Consider the following 20,308-nt stretch of genomic DNA (forward strand, 5'->3'; position numbering starts at 1 on the left):
CTCCCGGTGAACACACGCCGCCGTCCCGGCCAGCTGGAGACCGAGATCGTCACCGTGCTGGGCGGCACGCCGGAGCCGCTGACCCCCGGCGAGGTCCGCGATCTGCTGGATCCCAGTGGGCGGTTGTCGTACAGCACCGTGGTGACGACGCTGACCCGGCTCCACGAGAAGGGCGCCGTCGCGCGGCATCGGGACGGGCGTGCTTTCCGGTACGGCGCACTCGCCGACCCCGCCGGGCTCGTCGCCGACCGGATGACGCGCCTGATGGCCGTCGAGCCGGACCGGGCCTCGGTCCTGCGGCGATTCGTCAGCACGCTCAGCGAGCAGGACGAGCAGCTGCTGCGGGACCTGCTCGACGAACGCGACTGATCCGGGCGCGGCACCGGTACTGTCGGCGGCTGTGAGCGTCACTCCCCTGCACCCGGTCGACGTCCTGCTGCTCCTCGCCGACGGCGACCGGGTGCTGCTGGCGCTGCGGGACGGCACCGGCTTCGCCGACGGCCAGTGGAATCTGCCGAGCGGCAAGCTGGAACCCGGCGAGGACGTCGTGTCGGCGGTCTGCCGGGAGGCACGGGAGGAGATCGGGGTCGAGCTCACCCCTTCGGACGTACGCCTCGCCGTCACGGTCCACCGCCTCAACGACAGTGGACGGGGCAGGCTGGGACTGGTCTTCGTGGCCGGCTACGAGCCCGCACGCCACGGCGAGCCGTTCAACAACGAGCCGCACAAGTGCGCCGCGCTCGAATGGTTCCCGGCCGGAAAGCTGCCGGAGAACACCTTCCCGTCGTCGTCGGCGGGCGTGGCGGCGTGGCGGGAGGGTAGTCCGCTCGCCCTCAGCGGCTGGGCTCCCAGATGATGGGCTCCCGGATGACGGGCTCCCAGATGAGCAGCTGCCGGTGCTGGACGAATCCGTTGCGCAGGTAGAAGCCGACGGCGCGGCGACCGGAGTGGACCGTCACGTGCGACAGACCGCGAGCCCGCGCCTCGTCCAGGATCGCGGCGATCAGCGCTGTTCCGGCGCCCTGCCCCCGGTGCTCCTCGCGAACCATGACCGACTGGACGTCCCCGAACCGGCGGTCCACGGTGTCGCCGCGCGGCACTCTCGGCGCCATCGCCAGCCAGGCCGCCCCGACCACGCGCCCGCCTGCCTCGGCCACGAACGGCAGGTGCGTCTCCGCGTGCGCGGCCACCCATGCGGTGAACGCCGGAAGCCCGCCCGCCGTGACATCCTGCAATTCCGCCAGGGCCGCCGCATCGGCCACGCCACCCCTGCGCACGATCACCGGTGCAGTCTAGGGAGGTGACGTGCTCACGACCGGGACCACCGTGGCGCGGCGCGATGTCCTCGGCGGGCAGGTCTGGGCGGCCGCCCCGCACCGCGTCCTCCGGGACGACGGGACCGGGCTGATTCCCGACGTGCTGGAGGTCTGATGGGACTGCGGGTGGGAGCCTGCCAGACACCGGAGATTCTGGGTGATGTGGAGGCCGCGCTCGGGTGCATCCTGGACTTCGCGCGGGCCGACGTCGATCTGCTGCTGTTCCCGGAGGGTTTTCTGCAGGGCTATCTGACCGATCCGGATCACGTGGCTCGGGTGGCGGTGGATCTGCGGTCGGCGCGGTTCGCGGCGCTGCTGCAACGGCCTGTTCAGCGCGCGCGGGGTGCGGTTCGGGATCAACATCTGCTTCGACACGCAGTTCCCGGAGGTGGCGGCGCGGGTTGCGGCGGGCGGGGCGCGGGTTCTGCTCGTGCCGGCGCAGAACATGATGCGGCAGGCCACCGCGGAGAAGTGGAAGGAGGAACATCATCGGCTGCGAGCGGCTCGGGCGCGGGAGACCGGCATGTGGGTGGTCTCGTCGGACGTGACGGGGATGCGCGGTGGGCGCGTCGCGTACGGACCCAGCAGCGTGATGAACGCCCAGGGTGAGGTGATCGCCCAGGTCCCGCTGATGACCTGCGGTGTCGCGATCGCCGATCTTCCGGGGTGAACGCTTATGCCAGTGCGACGAACCGGCCGCTCTAATGGGCGCATGAAACGGATCGTGCTGGGGGTTCTGGGGCTGGCGGGCCTGCTCTATGTCGTGCGGCGGCCGCTGGCCATGTCGGCGCCTCGGTGTTTCGGCGGGCATTGGCACGGGTGCTACGACACCGAGAACGGTGTGGTGCTGATGACGCTGGTGGGTCTGCCCGTCGCGGCGCTCGCCGTGTGGGCGCTCGTGCTGGTCCGGCGCGGCGGCGATCGGTGGCGGAGATCGATCGCCGAGGTCGGCGTGGTCTACGGGACCGTGCCGATGGTGTGGCTGACCCTGATGCCGGGGCCGGGCGCGGGCCTCGTGCCGGGGCGGCTGAGCCTGGTGCCGCTGCGTGATCTGGTCACGATGGGGCCGCTCGGGATCGGCGGCAACCTGCTCATCTTCGCGGCGCTCGGGTTCTTCGCGCCGATGAGGTTCGTGGCGCTGGCGTCGGCGCCGCGGATTCTGGTGCTCGGCGCCGGGTGCTCGGTGCTGGTCGAGGTCGCGCAGTACGCCTTCCAGCTCGACCGGGTGTCGTCGGTCGACGATGTGCTGGTCAACGCGACCGGCGCGGTGCTGGCCGGGCTGGCGTCGCGGCGCTGGTGGCGCGTCCCGGAGAAGCAGCGGGAGAAGGTGACAACCACTTCTTGATGGCGAGCAGATGTGCCCGGCTCCGCTTCGCCGCCTCCTCACTGTCACCGTCCGCGACCGCTGCCAGCAACGCGGCGTGCACGTCGTGATCGGCGTCGTCACCGAACGTGCCGCGCAACCGCAGCATGTCGATCATCGCGGTGCGGCTGCGCGGGGTGAAGCCGTCGAACAGGTCGGTCAGCAGAGAGTTACCGGAGGCGGCGACGATGGCGCGGTGAAAGGCCATGTCGGCGTCGACGTGCTCGTCGATCTCGATCGTGGACGACCGCAGGGCAAGCGCGTCCCGCATCGCTCCGAGATCAGCCGGGGTCCGCCGCTCGGCTGCCAGGAACGCCGCCTCCACCTCGATCGCGATGCGCGCCTCGATCACCGTGACGATGTCGGACCGGCGCAGCACCGCATCCCAGTCCTCGGACACGTCGACCGCCGTGACGAACACGCCGGCCCCCTGCCGGGTGGCGAGCACTCCCCTGCCCGCGAGCTGCCGGATCGCTTCGCGAACGGTGGAGCGGCCCACCCCGAGCTGGGGTCCGAGCGTGGTCTCACCAGGCAGTTTCTCCCCGACAGCCCATTCGCCGGCACGGATGCGATCGAAGAGCAGCCGCGCTGCCTGGTCGGCGAGGGGCTCTCTGCGCACCTGATCCATCCGCCCACTCTAGCTTGTCTACTTGTCTGAGGAGTTGTACGGTCGCCGCATGACCTGGAACCGTCAGCAGCCCTCACCGATGCCGTCGCACAAGTACCGCGACGTCCACTCCCGCGTCGACGTCCCGCTCACCGAGCGCGACTGGCCGACCCGCCGCCTCACCGCCGCGCCACTCTGGGTGCCGGTCGACCTGCGCGACGGCAACCAGGCGCTCGCCGAGCCGATGGACCCGGCACGCAAGCGGCGCTTCTTCGAACTGATGGTCACGATGGGCTACAAGGAGATCGAGGTCGGTTACCCTTCGGCGTCACAGACAGACTTCGATTTCGTACGGCTGATCGCCTCTGATCGGATCGCCCCGCCGGACGTGACAGTCGTCGTGTTCACCCCGGCGCGTCCCGAGCTCATCGAGCGGACGGTCGCCGCGATCGAGGGCATCACGAACGACGTGGTCATCCACATGTACGCCGCGACCGCGCCCGCGTGGCGGGAGATCGTTCTCGGACACGACCGTGATGCCCTGCGCGACCTGATCACGGACTGCGGGCGCCTGATCCTGAAGCTCGCCGGCCACCTGCCGAACGTCCGGTTCGAGTTCTCCCCCGAGGTGTTCAACCTGACCGAGCCGGACTACGCGCTCGAAGTGTGCGACGCCATGACCACACTGTGGGAGGCGAGCCCGGACCGCCCGGTCGTGCTGAATCTGCCGGCCACCGTCGAGGTCGCCACGCCGAACGTGTACGCCGACCAGATCGAGTACATGCACAAGAACCTGGCGCGGCGCGACAGCGTGATCCTCTCGGTGCACCCGCACAACGACCGCGGCACCGGCGTCGCCGCCGCTGAGCTGGCCGTTCTCGCCGGCGCGCAACGGGTCGAGGGCTGCATCTTCGGCAACGGCGAGCGCACCGGCAACGTCGACATCGCCACCCTGGCCCTCAACCTGCACGCCCAGGGCATCGACCCGATGATCGACTTCTCGGACATCGACGAGATCCGCCGCGTCGTCGAGCACGCCACCCGATTGGAGATCCACCCCCGTCATCCGTACGCCGGAGATCTCGTGCACACGGCCTTCAGCGGAACGCACCAGGACGCGATCAGAAAAGGTCTGGCCGTGCACCGTCCCGACTCGGGCGAATGGCACGTGCCCTACCTGCCGATCGACCCGGCCGACCTGGGCCGCGGCTACGACGAGATCATCCGGGTGAACTCGCAGTCCGGCAAGGGCGGTATCACGTACCTGCTGGAGACCGCGTTCGGCGTCGAACTCCCCCGCCGTCTGCAGATCGACTTCGCCCGGCACGTGCAGCGCCACACCGACGCCACCGGCGACGAGGTGTCCGCTTCTGATCTGTGGTCCCTGTTCGAAGCGATCTACCTGGGTGACACCGGCGTGGTGGCACTGACCGGTTATGAGACGTCGCCGTCGCAGACCACCATCACGGTACGAATCGACGGGGTGCCGCAGACCAGCGTGCACACCGGCGTCGGGCCGGTGGAGGCGCTGGTGTCGGCGCTGGCCGCGCACGGCCGGCAGGTCGACGTGGTCAGCCTGCACCAGACCAGCATCGCGTCGGGTTCGTCGTCGGAGGCCCTGACCCTGCTGGAGTTCCGCGTCGGCGGCGTCACACGCTGGGCAGCCGGCCGCGACCGATCAGTGCTGGCCGCCAGCCTCGCCGCCGTGATCCGAGCCGCGGTGATGTGAGCCGCGGTGATCCGGCCCGCGTCTTAGGGCCGTGCAGCGCCAGGTCCTCAGGCGGCCGGCGGATCTTCGGACGGGTTCGCTTGGACGAGACCGGTCTCGTAGGCGACGACGACGAGTTGGGCGCGGTCGCGGGCGTTGAGTTTGGTGAGCAGCCGGCCGACGTGGGATTTGACGGTGGCGAGGCTGAGGGTCAGATGGGTGGCGATGTCTGCGTTGGACAGGCCGCGGGCGATCAGCACCAGAATCTCGCGTTCGCGTTCGGTCACCCCGTCGAGCCGCCGGTGGAAGGCCCGGGACGGGCGGGGCTGGCGGCCGAACGCGGCGATGAGTCGCCGGGTGACGCTGGGCGCCAGCAGCGCCTCTCCGGCTGCGACCACGCGGATGGCGGTGACGAGATCGGCGGCGGTGGTGTCCTTGAGCAGGAATCCGCTGGCGCCCGCCCGCAGCGCACCGTAGACGTATTCGTCCAGGTCGAACGTGGTGAGGACCAGCACCCGCGTGTCGCCGGTGCGCCGACAGATCTCCTCGGTGGCGTCGATGCCGGTCATGTCCGGCATGCTGATGTCCATCAGGACGACGTGAGGATGCTGGGCCAGAGCGAGCCGGACGGCTTCGCGGCCGGTCCCGGCCTCACCGACCACAGCGAAGCCTGGGGTGGTTTCGAGCAGGATCCGGAAGCTGTCCCGCAAGAGCGCCTGGTCCTCGGCGATGAGAACCCTGATCGGATCGGTCACGGTCGGCCACCCCGGCCCGCCGGGTGGTACGGGACGCGCGCTGTCACCGCGAATCCACCGTCCGCGCACGGCCCGGCCTGCAGGCTGCCGCCGTAGGCGGTGACCCGCTCGCGCATACCGCGCAGTCCGTGGCCGCCTCCCTCCGATGTCACGGTAGCGGTGCCGTTGTCGACCACCCGCACCGTCACGGATTCCCTATCGGTCTCGACGTCGACCGTGCACCTGGTGGCTTGCGCGTGACGGACGACGTTGGTCAGGGCTTCCTGGACTATGCGGTACACGACGAGGTGGACCGCGGCCGGCGGCGTGGTCTCGCCGCCGAACGTCGTTTCGACCTGGACGCCGGCCTGTTCGGCACGGCGAGCGAGTGTCCGCAGATCCTGGTCTCCGTCCGCCGGTGTGGCGGGGCCCTGGTCCGCGCGGAGCAGGCCGATGGCGCGGCGCATCTCGATCAGCGCCTCCCGGCTGGCCGTCTCGATGACTTCCAGGGCCGCCATGCTCTCCTCGGGCCGGACGGCGGCGACGTGGCGCGCCACGCTGGCCTTCATCGCGATCATGCTGAGACTGTGGGCCACGATGTCGTGCATGTCGCGGGCGAGGCGCAGCCGCTCCTCGGTCACCGCGCCGGCGGTCCGCGCTTCGAACACCTGCTCGGCGAGGTTCCGGCGGTGGCGGACGAGCCGGCCGGCCGTCCACGAAATCGCCACTGCCGGCACGACCACCAGCGTCGCCGGCCACCACAGTCCCAGCCCGGCAGCACCGCTGAGCCCGGTGGCCAGCGCCGGAATCGAACGCGACGGCGGCAGACTCACGGCCGCCTCGTACTGCGTCAGTGCCACGGCGGCGCACAGACCGGGCGACGCCTCGACGGAGATGACACCGCAGATCAGAACGCCGGCGGATGCGGCCATCGTCACCACAGCGGCGGGCAGCGGCACATGGCGGCGGACGGCGACCGGACCGGCGACCGCGACCACCATGACCCACTGCCACCAGGTCGGATGTCCGGACTCCTGCGCCGCGTAACCGCACACCAGCAGAACGGCCAAGGCCGCCGCCGCATCGACAACCTGCCCCCGCGTCGCGATCACACGGTCACGCTACCCAGCGCTCGCACCGTTGCCATCAGACTCAGGGTGGTCATCCTCCGGTAGCAGACGCACCCCCGCGAATTGATGCCGTGGCCGGATGCGCTGCGGGTCGGCGCGGCGGCAGAGTCACGACATGCCCACATTCTTCCCCGGAGCCTGGCTGGGCGGCGTGTCCCTCGTCGCCGGACCACTGCTTCTGCTGACCGGCACGCTGCTCCGACTCGGCGTCCCGTTCTTCTTCCCGCACCAGCTCGCCGCCTACCAGCAGCAACCCGTGCTGATCGCCGCCGCCTACGGGCTGGTCCTGGCCGGCACCATCGCACTGTGGCCGGGTATCGTCGCGGTCACCGTGCAGATCGGCGCCACCCGGCCCGCCTTGGCTCTGTGGGGCGGCACTCTGGTGATGTCCGGGTTGTTCGCCCGCACCTTTCACTACGGCATCGACGTCTTCGCCTTCTCCCTGGTCGACAGCGCCGGGCTGAGCACCGCCACGCAGGCGGTCAGCGCCTACTACACCTATCCGGAATGGATCGTGTCCAGCCTCACCGTCGCCGTGATGCTCGGCTGGATCACCCTCGCAGCCGGCTGTCTACTGTCGCGGACCCTGCGCCCGGCACCCGCGATCGCCTTGGGTCTGATGTCCGGTCTGATGGTCGGCGTCCTCAAGGGAAGCACCTGGGCATCCGCAGTGCAGGTGACCGGGCTCACCGTGGCGTTCGTACCCCTCGGCGTCGCGTACCTGCGCGGCGCCGGCCGTCCCTCCCGGCGCACGGTCGTGCGCACGATGCCGCTGATCATGCTGTTCCTCACGGCTTCGATCGTCCTCGGGCAGCTCGGCTGACCGTTCCGGCGAAAATCATTTGACGTCGCCGATATTCTGATCCTCCGTGCCTGCGGCTCGGGAGGGGCTCCTCTCCCTTCCGATCTCAGGAGCCGTGGTGCGCCTCTCCTTCCTGCTCGTGACCGTCTTCCTCGACATGCTCGGGCTCGGCGTCATCGTCCCGATCCTGCCGTCGCTGATGACGGCAGTGACCGGTTCTGCCGCCGGCGCCGTCTACTGGTCCGGGCTGCTCGGCTCGGCCTACGGACTGCTTCAGTTCGCCGTCTCGCCGCTGCTCGGGCGGCTCTCCGACCGGTACGGCCGCCGTCCCGTCCTCCTGCTGTCGCTGACCTGCCTCGGCGTCGACTGGCTGGCCCACGCCGCGGTGCCGGAACCCTGGGCGCTGCTGTTCTTCCACGGCCTCGCCGGGGCGTGCGCGGGTACGTCCACCGTGGTCAACGCGTATGTGGCCGATGTGACGCCGGAAGAGGGCCGGGCCCGGGCGTACGGGCGGATCGGCGCGGCGTACGCCCTGGGTTTCGTGGCCGGGCCGCTCCTGGGCGGGCTGCTCGGCGCGGTCGACGTGCGGCTGCCGTTCCTCGCCGCGGCCGGCCTGTCGTTCGCCGGCGTCGCCTGGGGCCGGCTGGTCCTCCCCGAGTCGCACCGGGGTGACCGGTCGTCGCCCGTCACGTTCCGGATGGCGAACCCGGTCGGCGCGATCACGGTGGTGCTGCGCCGGGCCGTGCTGGGGCGTCTGGCGTACGCACGGCTCTGCGCCGACGTCGCCCGGATGATCCAGCAGTCGGTGTGGACGTTCTTCCTGGCCTACCAGTTCGGGTTCGGCACCACCCAGGCCGGCGTCGTGATGGCGGCCGGTGCCACGGCAGGCGCGGTGTTCCAGGCGCGGGCGACCGGCCCGGTCGTCCGGCTCCTCGGCGACAAACGGGCCGCGATCACCGGCACCCTGATCGGCGCGGCCTCCTTCGCCGGCATCGCCCTGTCCACCGGCGCCACCACGCTCTACCTCTGGTCGGCCGTGGGCGTCCTCGGCTCGTACGCCGGCGCCGCCACCCAGTCCTGGATCTCCCGAACCACCCCGGCCGCCGAGCAGGGGACCGTCCAGGGCGCCCTGACCGGACTCTCCGCCATAGCCGAGACCCTGGTGCCGCTCGCTGCGAGCACGGCGTTCGGCCTGCTGCTCGCCCACGACGCGGCCGGCCTGGTCCTGATGGCCGCCGCCGCAGCGGCAGCCCTGTCGGCCACCGTCCTCTTCCTCACTCCGGCTCCCGCCGCTCCGATCACCGGCCGCTGACCCAGGCCGGCAACCTCCGGTTCCGCCTCACCCGCCCGCGGCCGGGTCAGCGGCGCCGGCGGGACATCCACTGCCAGATGCGGGTGCCGCCGGGCAGGGCCGGGTCGTTGCGGGCCACGTAGATCCACGACCAGTGGCCGGGGAACTGGTGACCGTTCCAGATCACGTGCTCATACAGCGTCACCTCCGCGCCCGGGATCAGCGAGTGCGCGTGGATCGTGTTGGGTTCGGGTGGGACGGTGGTGTCGTCGAGCGAGGTGACCAGCCAGGTCGGCGTGGTGATGGCGGCCAGCTGCTCGTCCGGGATCAACGGCGGGTTGCCGGGCTGCAGAGATCCGACGATGCCGCAGATCGGCACCGAGGAGGCGAACAGCGACGGGTAGACGGTGGTCATCTTCATGCTCATGTAGCCGCCGTTGCTGCAGCCCACCACGTGGATCCGGTCGGTGTCGACGGGCAGCCTGCGGACCAGGTCGCGGACGATCTCACGGATCAGTGGCGCGTACCGGTCGCCGTCCTCCATCCAGAACGAGAAGCTCTGCGGCGCCACCACATAGGCGCCACCGAAGATCCGCTGGGCCTCGGGTGTGGCGAACCCGAGGGCACCCCGGTTGGCCCGCAGCGTCGTCTCGTTGTCGTAGTAGCCGTCCGGCAGCGAAGCGCCCTCGCCGCCACCGTGCAGCCAGACGATCAACGGCCGCTTGCCCCGTGACTCAGGGGTGTACAACCGGTATTTCATTCCGGACTGTGACGTCCCGAAGCCGAACGCGTCCACCTCGCGGTTCGACAGCGGACCCTGCACGAACCGGCCGATCACCAGATTTCCGAGAGGGGCGTTCTGCGTGATCGTGTACGACAGGTCAAGCCTGACATTCCGCCCCCGGCTCACGACGTAACCGAGGGTCCCGCCCCCGGCCTGCCCCTCCGCGGAAGCCAGATCCAGGACGATGTTCCCGCGCCGGTCGAGCCGGGCCGCGGTCACCGCCCGGTCCCCGTCGTACTCGCCGAGGACGGGCGGCGACGGGATCGGGCTGGTCGCCGTCGCGTGCACCGAGAACGTGCCGGTGGTGAGGTTCCGGGGATCGATGCGCCCCAGGTGGGCGGTCTGCAGCGTCACCGAGGTGACCTGTTCGCCGCCGTCGAGCGTCTCGGCGTTCAGAGTGAACCGGACGGGCCTTCCGGCGGCGGTGGCAGCGCCCGGGACGGCGACGCCGGGCACGGCGAGACCCGCGGCGATCCCGGCGCCGGAGATCAAGGCTCTGCGACGACTGATCGGCATGGACATGCGAACTCCCCCAACCGCAAGACAGTGAGGTTTGTCGATGTCCGCAACATAACGCCGCAGAAATCCGGAGGCAACCGTCGCGAAACTGTCGGTGGCCGTGCTTACCATCACGGCCGGGGGTGAAAGCATGTCGATACGCCGTACCGCTGCTGTGATCCTGTCCGCCGTGCTCGCCGCGACGATGACGACCACGCCGGCCCAAGCAAAGAGTGGTCTCCCCGGGAAGCATGCGCTGCGCGGCCCGGTCACCGACGAGAACTTCTATTTCGTCATGGCCGACCGCTTCGAGAACGGTGACGCCGCCAACGACCGCGGCGGCCTGCCCGATGATCCGCTCGTGTCCGGTTTCGATCCGACGCGCAAGGGCTTCTACAACGGCGGCGATCTGAGCGGCCTGCTCCAGCGCATCGACTACATCCAGGGCCTCGGCACCACGTCGATCTGGCTCACGCCGAGCTTCAAGAACAAGGCGGTGCAACTCGAGGACGGGCCGTCCGCCGGCTACCACGGTTACTGGATCACCGACTTCACCCGCATCGATCCGCACCTGGGCACGAACGAGGAGCTCAAGGCCGTCGTCGAGGCCGCCCACCGCAAGGGCATGAAGGTCTACTTCGACATCATCACGAACCACACGGCCGACGTGATCGGCTATCAGGAAGGCGCCCGTCTTCCCTACGTGAGCAAAGACCAGGCCCCATACCGTACGCCGGACGGCACGCCCGTCGATGATCGCGATTTCGCCGGCCGTCACGATTTCCCGGCGCTGGTTCCGCCGTACACACCGGTCCTGGATCCCGACGAGAAGAATCTCAAGGTCCCGGCCTGGCTCAACGACACGAGTCTCTACCACAACCGGGGCGACACGACGTTCACCGGCGAGAACTCGTACTACGGCGACTTCTTCGGCCTCGATGACCTCTTCACCGAGAACCCGCGCGTGGTCGACGGGATGATCGACGTCTACAAGACCTGGATCAGGGACTTCGGCATCGACGGCTTCCGGATCGACACCATGAAGCACGTCAACGACGAGTTCTGGCAGAGGTTCGGCCCCGAGGTCCTGAAATACGCACGAGCACAAGGCAAACGCGAGTTCTTCATGTTCGGCGAGGTCTTCGACACCAGCCGCAGCTTCACCTCGCACTTCACCACGGCCGACCGGATGCAGGCCGTCATCGACTTCCCGTTCCAGGCCGCGGCCCGGGACTTCGCCTCGAAGAGCGCGCCGGCGACCGGGCTGGGGCAGTTCTTCGCCGGCGACGACTGGTACACCGACGCCGATTCCAACGTCTACGAACTGCCCACCTTCCTCGGCAACCACGACATGGGCCGGATCGGCAACTTCGTGGTCACCGACAACCCGGGCGCCGGCGACGCCGAGTGGGTGGCCCGCGACCGGCTCGCCCACGAGCTGATGTACTTCTCCCGCGGCAACCCGGTCGTCTACTACGGCGACGAGCAGGGCTTCACCGGCCCGGGCGGCGACCAGGACGCCCGGCAGACGATGTTCGCGAGCACGGTGCCGGAATACCTCGACGACGACCTGCTCGGCACCACCGCCACCCACGCGACCAGCAACTTCACGCCGACGCACCCGCTCTACCGGACGATCAGCGACCTCGCCGATCTCACCCGGCGGCATCCGGCCCTGCGCGACGGCGCCCACCAGCATCGGTTCGCGTCGGACAGCGCAGGCGTCTACGCGTTCTCCCGCATCGACCGGGGACAGCAGCGCGAATACGTCGTCGCCCTGAACAACAGCGAGCAGACGGCCGGCGCGGCGATCCCCACCTATGCGGTGAACGGCTCCTATCAGCGGGTCTACGGCTCCGGCCCGAGTTGGCTGCGGTCCGGCGCGGACTCCACGATCTCCGTCTCGGTGCCGCCGCTGTCCGCCGTGATCTACGCGTCGGCGGGGCGTGTTCCGTACAGCAAGAAAGCCCCTGCCATCACGCTGGGCGCGCCGGTCGTCCCGGCCGAGACGAACAGCCGGATCCAGGTCGGCGCCACCGTGGGCGGCAGTTCCTTCTACGAGGTCACCTTCTACGCCCGGACCGGCGCTGGCGGATGGACGCCGATCGGCACCGACGACACCGCGCCCTACCGGGTGTTCCACGACGTCAGCGGGCTGAAGACCGGGACGCCGGTGCAGTACAAGGCGGTCGTGCTCGACAACGGCGGGCACACCGCCACGAGCGGAGCGAAGGGAACCCAGGTCCCGCCGCCGAAGGTGACGATCGAGGCGCCGGCCGAGGGTGCGAACGTGCGCGACCGCGTCGAGGTGCGTGCCACCGCCGATCCGGAACGCGCCGGTCACGTCGTCCGCTTCGAGCGCAGTGTCGCCGATGGACCGTGGACGGTGATCGGGACGGACAGTTCGTCGCCGGCCTACACGGTCGTCGACGATCTCGCCCCGCTGAAGCTCGCGGCAGGCACCGCCGTCCGTTATCGGACAGTGCTGAACGGGCAGGTCAGCGCGGCACGCACTGTCAGATATGCCGGCCCGCCGCTGGAGACGGCGACGCTGCTGTACCACCGGCCGGCCGGCGACTACGACGGCTGGGGCCTGCACCTCTGGGGCGACGCCGTCGATCCGGCGCTGCTCGCCACGATCGGCTGGGACCGTCCGATGCCGCCCACCCGGATCGCCGGCGGCTGGGCCGAGTTCGACATTCCGCTGGTGGACGATGCGAAGCCGGTCAACTTCATCATCCACCTGCCGAACGGCGACACCGTGCCGACCAGCCGCGAACCGGGCGGCGACAGATCCTTCCTGCCCATCGATCACCCGCAGGTCTGGATCGAACAGGGCGATCCGGCCGTGCACACCAGCCCACCGACCGGAGGATGAAAGTGATGGCGGCCAGGCCCTAAGGTCGAGTCGTGACTGCGGACTACGGCCTGGGCATCGATCTCGGCACCACCCACACGGCGGCGGCCGTGCTGGTCGATGGACGCGTCGAGTCCGCACGGCTCGGCGCCCGCCGCATGGAGATCCCGTCCGCGATCTTCGTGAAGGAGGACGGCGGCCTGCTCGTCGGTGACGCCGCCGAACGCCGCGGCCAGGACGAGCCGGCCCGGCTGGCCCGCGAGTTCAAGCGCCGCCTCGGCGACCCGGTGCCGACCATCGTGGGCGGGATGCCACTGTCCACCCTGACGCTCACCGCGAAGCTGCTGCGCTACGTGCTCGACACCGTCACTACCCAGCAGTCGGCGCCGCCCGCGCACGTGGCGCTGACCTACCCCGCGCACTGGGGTCCCTACAAACGCGACCAGCTCGACCAGGCGATCCGCCTCGCCGACGCCGGTCCGGTCCGGCTGATCAGCGAGCCGGAGGCGGTGGCACACCGGCACGCGGCGGCCGGCCGGATCACGCCGGGCGAGACCGTCGCCGTCTACGACCTGGGCGGCAGCAGCTTCGACGTGGCGGTGCTGCGCCGCGACCCGGACGGGTTCACGCTGCTCGGCGCGCCCGAGGGCGTCGACCAGCTCGGCGGCGGTGACTTCGACGAGGCCGTCTACGCCCATGTGCTGAGCACGCTCGACGGCGTCGACTTCGACGATCCCGAGGCGGCCGCGGCCCTGGCCCGCCTGCGGCGCGACTGCGTCGAGGCCAAGGAGTCGCTCTCGTTCGACACCGAGGTGACCGTCCCGGTCGCGCTCCCCGGCCGGCACACGCGCATCCGCATCAGCCGCGCCACCTTCGAATCCCTGATCACCCTGCCGATCCGCGACACCGTCGACGCCACCCGGCGGGCCCTGCGCTCGGCCGGCATCCAGCCGGACTCCCTCGCGGGCATCCTGCTGGCCGGCGGCTCCTCCAAGATTCCGCTGGTCGCATCGGTCCTCAACGACGCATTCGGCCGCCCGATCATCACCGACTCGCACCCGGAGCTGAGCGTCGCGCTGGGTGCGGCATCACTCTCCCGCACCCCCATTCCTCGTACGCCGGAAGCCCCGCCACCCGACCTCCCCGCCGGCGACGACGCTTCCGAGATCTCCCGCCGCGAGTCGGCAGTGGTCGTGTCGAACGGCGGTCCCCCCACGCGAACCGCGGCGACGGAGCCGGCCGCAGCGCCTGTTTCACCTGCCTCACTCGCTGCGCCCGGATCGGCGGCCGGTTCTGCCACGACGGTTCCCGCAGCTCAGCCCGGTCACGGCACGACGGTTCCCGCAGCGCAGCCCGGTCACGGCACGACGGTTCCCGCTGCTCGGGGCGCGGCCGCCGGTGGATCACCTGCCGGTGGATCGCCCGCCGGTGGTTCACCTTCGGGTGGATCGCCTGCCGGTGGATCGCCTTCGGGTGGATCGCCTGCCGGTGGATCGCCTGCCGGTGGATCGCCTGCCGGTGGATCGCCTTCGGGCGGGTCGCCGGCCGCTCGGCTCGGGCTTTCGGTTCGGCCTGCGCCCAAGCAAGACTTCACCGAATTGCGCACCCCGGCCGACCCCTGGGCCGCCGTGGAAGCCGCCGAAGCCGAGGCCGCCCGCATCGCCGCCGCCGAGGCCGCCGACGCCGCCGCCCTGCGAGCCGCCAACGCCGCCGCCCTGCGAGCCGCCGACGCCGCCGCCCTGGGGGCCGCCAACGCCGCTGCTCCGCGAGCCGCCGACGCTGCCTCCCTGGGGGCCGCCGACTCCGGTGCCTTGCGGGCCGCCGACTCCGGTGCCTTGCGGGCCGCCGACGCTGCTGCTTCGCGGGTCGCTGCTGGCTCGTCCGTTTCTGGTCATACCGTCGCGGAGCAGCTCGGGACGGCTGAGACGGTGCCGGGTTATGCGGTTCCCGTTTCGCCGGCGGCCGGGACTGGCGAGGACCATGAGCCGAGTACGCAGTTCATCGCGGGTGCGCCGTTCGGCACGGGCGGTACCCCGTACGGCAAGAAGGCTCTGACCGCACGCCGGCGACGGACAGTGACCATCGCGGGGGTCGTGGTAGTCGTCGTGGCCGCTGCCGCGACCGGCATCGCGCTGTCCAATCTGGATGGTGAGAACAAGGCCACCGGCGCCGCACCGTCAGCGGCCGCCTCCGCCCCCGCCGGACCGGCACCCGTGCCCACGCAGAAGCTGGTGATCCGCACCGACACCGGCGGTCCGATGAACTCGGCGAGCTGGCAGACCCGCATCCAGACGCTCGATCCGGTCACCGGCGCCCGGGAAGACCTGGCCGGCACCGAACCCGGCGACACGCTGCCGCGCTGGTCGAACGATCGCAGCCGGATCGCGCTGACGCATCGGTCGGCGGACGAGCCGTTCGCGATCTACGTGATGGACAAGACCGGGGAGAACCGCCGCGTGCTCGTCGAGGACGTGACCGGCGGCCGGGTGGTGTGGTCGCCGGACGACAGCAGGCTCGCGTTCGTCCGGAAGGTCGGCGACAACCCGCAGATCTTCACGATCCCGGCCGGCGGTGGCGAGCCCACGGCGCTGACCGATTCCGCCACCCAGAAAGACGACCCGGTCTGGTCGGCGGACGGCAAGTCGATCATCTATTGGGCGAAGGAGAAGGGCGTACGCTCACTCTTCGCTCTCGACGTCGCCAACCCGCAGGAGCCCGGCAGGCGGATCACCGAGGCCGAGCTCGGCGACTCACTCGACCCGGCGGTCTCTCCGGACGGCACGCAGATCCTGTTCACCAGGAAGATCGGTGAGGACAACTACGACGTCTGGCAGATCGGCCTCGACGGCTCGGGTCCGAAGCCGGTCACCAACGACGCGGCCCGCGAGATGGACCCGACCTGGTCGGTGGACGGCGAATGGTTCGCCTACGTGCGCGGCGACCTGAACCATCCCCAGATCTACATCGAACGCAAGGACGGCACCGGCGAGCAGCCGCTGACGAAGGGCGACGATCGGGAGGGCCACCCGTGCTGGTTCTGATCTCATGAGCGGTTCGGTCGGCGCGCTGCTCCTGGTGCGGTACTGCAGCTGGCACGCCGCCGACGCCGCCGAACTGATGTCCCGGGCCGCCGTTCTGGACCGCCCCGGGTCCCTGCGCCACGACGCCGAAGAGTGGCTGCGCTGCCACGGCCCGTCGGTGGCCTTCGACCACGTGAGCCTGATCCACGAGGTGGCGGTGCTCCTGGAGGATCCCGGCGATCCGGAGGCCCTCGGCGACTGCCTGCGCCGGGCGAACCAGCTGGCGCAGGCGGCAGTCCACCGTGCACGGAGTTCCGGCCACGGCGAGTGGGACGCCACCGACTTCCCGGCGATCGAGGAACAGGCCCGCCGCCTGTCCGTGACCGATCCCGCCCAGGCGATGGAGTTGAGCCGGGAGTTCGCCCGCCTCTACGCGGATGTCCTGGAGAAGTAGCCTGCCGAACGGGCGATCGAGGAGCAGTAGAGATACGGATGGCAGTGTGGATCTTCCGCAGGAGGCTCGTTCCCAGAGCAGCTGACGAATGGCTGCCACGACGGGGAAGGCTCCCACATGCGTAACTGGAAGACGTTCGCTCTCGCTGGTGTCGCCGGTGTCTCGGTGCTCGCCCTCATCCCGGTGGGGGCGAGCGCGAGCAGCCCGGCCGCCGGGGTCAAGCACGAGCAGAGCGCGGTCAAGCCGACCGTGGTGCTGGTGCACGGCGCCTGGGCGGACGCGTCCGGCTGGAACGACGTCACCGCCAAGCTGCAGGCCAAGGGCTACACCGTGGTCGCCCCGCCGAACCTGCTGCGCAGCCTGGACGAGGACAGCGCGTACCTGAAGTCGTTCCTCGCCACGATCAGCGGGCCGATCGTGCTGGTCGGGCACTCGTACGGCGGCGCGGTCATCACCAACGCGGCCACCGGCAACCCGAACGTGAAGTCGCTCGTCTACATCTCCGCGTACGCCCCGGACCAGGGCGAGACGATCGCCGAGGCCGGCGCGCTGAACGGCGGCGACAACTCGGTGCTGGTGTCGCACCTGATCAAGCGGGCGTACCCGAACACCGGCGGCTACGTCGACACCACGGTGGACCCGGCCTGGTTCCCGAAGCTGTTCGCTGCGGACGCCCCGCTCAGCAAGACCAAGCTGATGGCGACCCAGCAGCGCCCGCTGTCGTCGGCGGCGTTCGAGGGCGAGACCGGCGTGCCGGCCTGGAAGAGCATCACCTCGTACTACCTGGTGTCGCTGGACGACAAGACCATCCCGCCGGTCGCGGAGAAGGCGATGGCCGCCCGGGCCGCGAAGGGCCGGACCGTCGAGATCCACAGCTCGCACGCGGCGATGGTCGCTCACCCGGCCGCGGTGACCGACCTCATCCTGCGGGCGGCGCGCTCCTGACCGAAGAGAACCTAGGATCCACGGCGTGCCCCTCTTCCCCTCGTACGACGGACTGCACCTGTTCTTCGACGAGAAGGGTGAGGGGCCGCCGCTCGTGGTGCTCGCCGGCGGCCCCGGCACCGACGCCCGCTACCTGGGTGACCTCGGTGGGCTCTCCGCGACCCGCCGGCTGGTCCTGCTGGACGCGCGGGCGGCGGGCCGTTCCGGGGTGCCGGACGACCGGGACACGGTGTCGTTCACCGAGCAGGCCCACGACGTCGAGCACCTGCGCCGTCACCTCGGCCTGGAACGGCTGGACGTCCTGGCGCACTCGGCCGGCTGCCTGACCGCCCAGGAGTACGCCGCCGCCTACCCCGGCCGCGTCCGGCGACTGATTCTGGTCACTCCGGTGGGCCGGGCCGCCCGGGAGCCGGATCCGGAGGAGCTGGCCGCGCTCCGGGATTTGCGCCGGGGCGAGCCCTGGTACGAGCACGCCGCCGCCGGTGACGCGGCGCTCCGGAACGGCGGGCTCAGCCCGGCCGAGGAGATCCTGGCCCGGGCCCGGATGATCCCGTTCTCCTGGCACCGGTGGACGCCCGAGGTCCGCCGCACCCAGTACGTCAAAGGGCACGCCACGTCGCTGCGCTGGCTGCGGGACGCGTTCTACCGGGGATCGACCGACGAGGTGGAGAGGCTCGCCGCCGCCATCGGCGAGCCTCTGATCATCGCCGGGGCGAGCGACGGCCTGATCGGCACGGCCCCGGCCAGGCTCGCAGCGGCCACCTACCCCGGCAGCCGGCTGGAGGTCATGACCGCTTCAGGTCACCGGCCGTGGGTCGAGCAGCCCGATCACTTCCGGGCGCTGGTCGAGGAATACCTGAGCGCGTCCCGTGCGGCCGACGGGCTCGGCTGAGGCGCCGGGACCAAGGTCCCGTCAGTTTTCGAGAAGCCATCGGCTCCCGGCCGTCCCTAGCCTGAAGTGGTCACCGCACGGACGTCCGAAGGAGACCACGACATGATCACGAAGCTGAACGTCACCACGATCTATGTGCACGACAAGGACGAGGCGCTGGAGTTCTACGTCGGCAAGCTCGGCCTGGAGAAGGGCAACGACGTGCAGCAGGGTTCGTACCGCTGGCTGACGGTCCGGGTGCCGGGCGGCGAAACCGAGATCTCCCTCGAACAGCCCGGCCCTCCCCTGCACGACGACGCCACCGCCGCGCAGATCCGCGAGCTGCTCGCCAAGGGGGCGCTGACCGGCCTGGTGCTGATCACCGACGACGTGCGCAAGCTGTACGAGACGCTCAGGTCCCGCGGCGTCACCGACTTCACGCAGGAGCCGGCCGACCACTTCTACGGCACCGACATGGGCCTGCGGGACCCGTCCGGCAACCCGATCCGCATCCTCCAGCAGGGTTAGATCGGCCGCACCTGGGACAGCTGCCTGATCGAGTAGTCGTCGTCCCAGCAGACGGCGGCCTGCCAGGCGGCCGAAGCCTGGGCGGCGACGTCGAGGGCGGCGTCGTCGAATCCGGCCGCGTTGCCGGGCAGGACCAGGTCGAGGTCGGGCACGTCCACGTGGGACTCGTCCCAGTCGATCAGGGCCACCCGGTCCGCGGTCACCCGGATGTTGCGCGGGTTGGGGTCGCCGTGCACGACGCACGTCTCGCGGCCGGCGAGCCTGGCCCAGGCCGCCCGGCACCGGGCCACCCCGTCCGCCGGCATCGCGCCGAGGTCGATCCGCGTACCGGTGTCCGCGTGCAGCAGGTCGGCCGAGGAGCGCCAGCCCGGGCGCTGCGGCCACCCTCGCGTGAGCCGATGCAGGTCGCGCAGGGTCGCGGCCACCCGCCGCCAGTCGGCCGGTGTCGAGGGCGGGCCGCCCTCGACATAGGTCATCACCACCAGACCGTCCACGAACAGCCGGCCGTCGGCGGCCGGGATCGGCACCGGAACGGCCAGGCCCTCCCGGTCCAGATGTGCCAGCAGCGCGGTCTCCCAGGACAGATCCGCGTCGCTCCGGGCACCGAGCCGGGCGACCGCGAGCCCGCCGCGGACGCGCACGCTCCACACGTCGTTGGCGACGCCACCCGAGAGCGGTCCGATTCGCGTGGCGTCGTCACCCCACTGCGCGAGCGCATCCCAGCCCATCCGACGGATCCTAGGCGCTCAGGTTGGCGACCAGCAGGTCGCGGGTGGCTTCCAGATGGGTTCGCATCGCGGCTTCGGCGGCGGCGCCGTCGCGGGCCAGGACGGCGGCGACGACCGGCTCGTGCTCGGCGTGGATCTCGGCGAGGGAACGGCCGCTCGCGGTCGTCGGCGGGCCCAGCAGGGCTGTCGTGGTCCGCAGGCGTTCGATGATGGCGGCCGTGCGCGGTCTGCCGGCGGCGTGCAGCAGCAGGTCGTGCAGTTCCCGGTCGGCGCGCCAGAACGACGCGTCGTCGGGGGCGGCCGCCATCGCCGACAGCGCCGAACGGATCGCGGCGTGCTGGGCGTCGGTCCCGGAGACGGCGGCGTCGCGGGCGGCCGGCGGTTCGAGGGCCACCCGGATGCCGATGATCTCCTCGATGTCGTCGGCCTGGGGCGGCAGCACGCGGAATCCGCGGTTGCGCCGGATCTCGATGAGCCCGGCCTCGGCGAGCCGCAGCAGCCCCTCCCGAGCCGGGCTGCGGGAGACGTCCAGCAGCTCAGCCAGCTGATACACCGAATACGTCACCGACGGCACCAGCTCACCCGCCGCGACGCCGTCCCGCACGGCCTGGGCCACGGCGTCGGCGAGGGAGGGGGCGTCCGGCGGCAGCACGAGTTTCGGCATGAGTAACA

The 20,308-nt window shown here is 70.7% G+C and carries 21 protein-coding genes; 14 read left to right on the forward strand and 7 right to left on the reverse strand.

Features of this window, described 5'->3' with window-relative positions; translation table 11 throughout:
- Positions 1–6 precede the first annotated feature (6 nt).
- Together EP757_RS32575 and EP757_RS32580 are read left to right on the forward strand one after the other, a co-directional pair.
- The gene (locus EP757_RS32575) at positions 7–369 is read left to right on the forward strand and encodes a BlaI/MecI/CopY family transcriptional regulator (protein ID WP_232050115.1); all 363 of its coding nucleotides are present in this window, start codon (positions 7–9) and stop codon (positions 367–369) included.
- 31 nt (positions 370–400) lie between these two features.
- Positions 401–856, forward strand: a complete 456-nt coding sequence (locus EP757_RS32580) for an NUDIX domain-containing protein (protein ID WP_127552241.1) — start codon at positions 401–403, stop codon at positions 854–856.
- On the opposite strand, the gene EP757_RS32585 is transcribed toward EP757_RS32580, so the two are convergent.
- On the reverse strand, positions 834–1,283 hold the full coding sequence (locus EP757_RS32585; protein ID WP_232050116.1) for a GNAT family N-acetyltransferase: 450 nt from the start codon (positions 1,281–1,283) through the stop codon (positions 834–836). The two genes, EP757_RS32580 and EP757_RS32585, sit on opposite strands and share 23 nt — an antisense overlap.
- Before the next feature lie 22 nt (positions 1,284–1,305).
- Between EP757_RS32585 and EP757_RS44510 the strand changes: the two genes are divergently transcribed.
- The 3 genes from EP757_RS44510 to EP757_RS32595 all read left to right on the forward strand — a co-directional run bounded on the left by EP757_RS44510 (position 1,306) and on the right by EP757_RS32595 (position 2,661).
- Positions 1,306–1,431 (forward strand): hypothetical protein, encoded by a 126-nt coding sequence (locus EP757_RS44510; RefSeq protein WP_255435245.1) that lies wholly within the window; start codon positions 1,306–1,308, stop codon positions 1,429–1,431.
- Between the two features lie 228 nt (positions 1,432–1,659).
- On the forward strand, positions 1,660–1,986 hold the full coding sequence (locus tag EP757_RS44185) for a nitrilase-related carbon-nitrogen hydrolase (protein ID WP_232050117.1): 327 nt from the start codon (positions 1,660–1,662) through the stop codon (positions 1,984–1,986).
- 42 nt (positions 1,987–2,028) lie between these two features.
- Entirely contained in the window at positions 2,029–2,661 is a 633-nt protein-coding gene (locus tag EP757_RS32595; protein ID WP_127552242.1) for a VanZ family protein, read from the forward strand.
- Here the strand turns inward: EP757_RS32595 and EP757_RS32600 are convergent.
- Entirely contained in the window at positions 2,567–3,307 is a 741-nt protein-coding gene (locus EP757_RS32600; RefSeq protein WP_127552243.1) for a FadR/GntR family transcriptional regulator, read from the reverse strand. The genes EP757_RS32595 and EP757_RS32600 overlap by 95 nt on opposite strands.
- A gap of 49 nt (positions 3,308–3,356) precedes the next feature.
- On the opposite strand from EP757_RS32600, the gene EP757_RS32605 reads away from it, so the two are divergent.
- Positions 3,357–5,015, forward strand: a complete 1,659-nt coding sequence (locus EP757_RS32605; RefSeq protein ID WP_232050118.1) for a 2-isopropylmalate synthase — start codon at positions 3,357–3,359, stop codon at positions 5,013–5,015.
- A gap of 47 nt (positions 5,016–5,062) precedes the next feature.
- Here EP757_RS32605 and EP757_RS32610 read toward each other — a convergent pair whose 3' ends face one another.
- Together EP757_RS32610 and EP757_RS32615 are read right to left on the reverse strand one after the other, a co-directional pair.
- Positions 5,063–5,749 carry a response regulator transcription factor gene (locus EP757_RS32610; RefSeq protein ID WP_127552244.1) on the reverse strand — a complete coding sequence of 229 codons (687 nt, stop codon included), beginning with the start codon at positions 5,747–5,749 and terminating at the stop codon, positions 5,063–5,065.
- Entirely contained in the window at positions 5,746–6,840 is a 1,095-nt protein-coding gene (locus EP757_RS32615) for a sensor histidine kinase (RefSeq protein ID WP_127552245.1), read from the reverse strand. The genes EP757_RS32610 and EP757_RS32615 overlap by 4 nt, the downstream gene beginning before the upstream one ends.
- Positions 6,841–6,973: 133 nt before the next feature.
- On the opposite strand from EP757_RS32615, the gene EP757_RS32620 reads away from it, so the two are divergent.
- Complete coding sequence (locus EP757_RS32620) at positions 6,974–7,681, forward strand: hypothetical protein (protein ID WP_127552246.1); 708 nt, start codon at positions 6,974–6,976, stop codon at positions 7,679–7,681.
- 97 nt (positions 7,682–7,778) lie between these two features.
- Complete coding sequence (locus EP757_RS32625; RefSeq protein WP_127552247.1) at positions 7,779–8,972, forward strand: MFS transporter; 1,194 nt, start codon at positions 7,779–7,781, stop codon at positions 8,970–8,972.
- A 46-nt stretch (positions 8,973–9,018) separates the two neighbouring features.
- Here EP757_RS32625 and EP757_RS32630 read toward each other — a convergent pair whose 3' ends face one another.
- Complete coding sequence (locus tag EP757_RS32630) at positions 9,019–10,257, reverse strand: PHB depolymerase family esterase (protein ID WP_127552248.1); 1,239 nt, start codon at positions 10,255–10,257, stop codon at positions 9,019–9,021.
- Positions 10,258–10,384: 127 nt separating this feature from the next.
- Between EP757_RS32630 and EP757_RS32635 the strand changes: the two genes are divergently transcribed.
- The 6 genes from EP757_RS32635 to EP757_RS32660 all read left to right on the forward strand — a co-directional run bounded on the left by EP757_RS32635 (position 10,385) and on the right by EP757_RS32660 (position 18,908).
- A complete protein-coding gene (locus EP757_RS32635; RefSeq protein WP_127552249.1) occupies positions 10,385–13,111 on the forward strand; it encodes an alpha-amylase family glycosyl hydrolase in 2,727 nt (908 codons plus the stop codon).
- A 32-nt stretch (positions 13,112–13,143) separates the two neighbouring features.
- Positions 13,144–16,131 (forward strand): Hsp70 family protein, encoded by a 2,988-nt coding sequence (locus tag EP757_RS32640; protein ID WP_127552250.1) that lies wholly within the window; start codon positions 13,144–13,146, stop codon positions 16,129–16,131.
- Between the two features lie 4 nt (positions 16,132–16,135).
- Positions 16,136–16,564 (forward strand): hypothetical protein, encoded by a 429-nt coding sequence (locus EP757_RS32645; protein ID WP_127552251.1) that lies wholly within the window; start codon positions 16,136–16,138, stop codon positions 16,562–16,564.
- Between the two features lie 117 nt (positions 16,565–16,681).
- A complete protein-coding gene (locus tag EP757_RS32650; protein WP_127552252.1) occupies positions 16,682–17,509 on the forward strand; it encodes an alpha/beta fold hydrolase in 828 nt (275 codons plus the stop codon).
- Between the two features lie 25 nt (positions 17,510–17,534).
- On the forward strand, positions 17,535–18,401 hold the full coding sequence (locus EP757_RS32655) for an alpha/beta fold hydrolase (protein WP_127552253.1): 867 nt from the start codon (positions 17,535–17,537) through the stop codon (positions 18,399–18,401).
- A 102-nt stretch (positions 18,402–18,503) separates the two neighbouring features.
- Complete coding sequence (locus EP757_RS32660; protein ID WP_127552254.1) at positions 18,504–18,908, forward strand: VOC family protein; 405 nt, start codon at positions 18,504–18,506, stop codon at positions 18,906–18,908.
- Here the strand turns inward: EP757_RS32660 and EP757_RS32665 are convergent.
- Complete coding sequence (locus EP757_RS32665) at positions 18,905–19,636, reverse strand: phosphotransferase enzyme family protein (protein ID WP_127552255.1); 732 nt, start codon at positions 19,634–19,636, stop codon at positions 18,905–18,907. The genes EP757_RS32660 and EP757_RS32665 overlap by 4 nt on opposite strands.
- A gap of 10 nt (positions 19,637–19,646) precedes the next feature.
- Positions 19,647–20,300, reverse strand: a complete 654-nt coding sequence (locus EP757_RS32670) for a GntR family transcriptional regulator (protein ID WP_127552256.1) — start codon at positions 20,298–20,300, stop codon at positions 19,647–19,649.
- Positions 20,301–20,308 lie beyond the last annotated feature (8 nt).

This window comes from Actinoplanes sp. OR16, assembly GCF_004001265.1.
Taxonomy (GTDB): Bacteria; Actinomycetota; Actinomycetes; order Mycobacteriales; family Micromonosporaceae; genus Actinoplanes.